Source organism: Campylobacter sp. IFREMER_LSEM_CL2101 (assembly GCF_025771825.1).
GTDB lineage: Bacteria > Campylobacterota > Campylobacteria > Campylobacterales > Campylobacteraceae > Campylobacter_D > Campylobacter_D lari_C.
The window spans coordinates 1-1,180 of the sequence record NZ_JAKMQZ010000022.1; the positions used below are offsets into that span (position 1 = coordinate 1).

The 1,180-nt window shown below is 28.6% G+C and carries 2 protein-coding genes and 1 tRNA gene; all 3 read right to left on the bottom strand.

The window, feature by feature from the left end; translation table 11 throughout:
* Positions 1-270: 270 nt before the first annotated feature.
* Complete coding sequence (locus tag L8V88_RS07890) at positions 271-630, bottom strand: methyltransferase (RefSeq protein WP_263683635.1); 360 nt, start codon at positions 628-630, stop codon at positions 271-273.
* A 110-nt stretch (positions 631-740) separates the two neighbouring features.
* Complete coding sequence (locus tag L8V88_RS07895; RefSeq protein WP_263727459.1) at positions 741-956, bottom strand: class I SAM-dependent methyltransferase; 216 nt, start codon at positions 954-956, stop codon at positions 741-743.
* Positions 957-1,082: 126 nt separating this feature from the next.
* A tRNA-Glu gene (locus L8V88_RS07900) sits at positions 1,083-1,158 on the bottom strand.
* Between the last annotated feature and the right edge of the window lie 22 nt (positions 1,159-1,180).

The following is a 1,180-nucleotide window of genomic DNA, read 5'->3' on the forward strand; positions in this document are numbered from 1 at the left end:
TTAAAGAAATTTGTTTTAGAGGTGGAATGAATGTTTGGTAAAAAATGGAAAAGGCGTTGGAAGAAAGAAAAAATAAATAAAAAAGTGGGGGGGGGGGAAGAAAGAATAGAGGTGTATTATAATATGTAAATATAGGTTTGATATTGAAAAGTTTAGAGGATATATACTTAGAGTTTAGCAAAAAAAGGATTAGGATATCGGTTGATAGTATGTGGTAGTATAATAGCAAGGAGAGTAAGACAAAGGCTTATTAAAGCCTTTGTGTAAAAATTATTTTTGTCCTATGTAGATGAAGTGTTGTATGCTTCCTTCGAAATTATATAAATTTATCAGCTCATAATCTCCCCAAAACAATGGTTTAAAAGGTTTAAATTTTTCTTTTAATTCTTCAATCGTATTTGTAAAATTTATATAAGTAGATTCACTATTTAATCTTGGACTAGATTTTACTTCTACTAAACCATTTTCTTTAACATCCCCTGTAACAAATTCTTGATAAGCTTTAGAGCTAATCATAGTCGCGAAAATTATTGCTCCATCATTGCATAAATCATAAAATTCTTCAATAGTTTTTTGAAAATCTTTGCTTGGCAGATAATATAAACTTTGATTTGCAAAAATAAAATCCATTTTTACATCAAATAAATTTTTAAAACTAGAGTTAGGTGTGATTACGTGAAAATTATTTTCATTTATCCTAGGATCTTTTTTCCAAGTATTTTTTAAACTAGGAACAATATCTACACCATAAGCGTTAATACCCCCCCCGTTACATCTTGAAAATATTTAGAATGCACTCCATTCCCACAACCAAAATCAAGCAAATTTCCACTTGTTTTGTTTAATTTATACTTCAAGATTCTCTCATAAAATCTTATAACATGTCCATCGGGATATTGTAAACCATATCCTTCATTGTCATATTTTTTAGTATATCCTGATAATGAATTATCCATAATTTATCCTTTAAATTTAAAATACAACTTCATTATACAATAAAATAAAAAATATTATAATGATTTTTAATTCTTCTTTTAGAAAAGTAATAAAATATATAAAAGCACAAATACTAATTAATTTTATGGCGACCCCTAGAGGATTTGAACCTCTGTTATCACACAGAGAGAGTGACGTCCTGAGCCACTAGACGAAAGGGTCAATAAGTGGTGTCCCGTGTTGG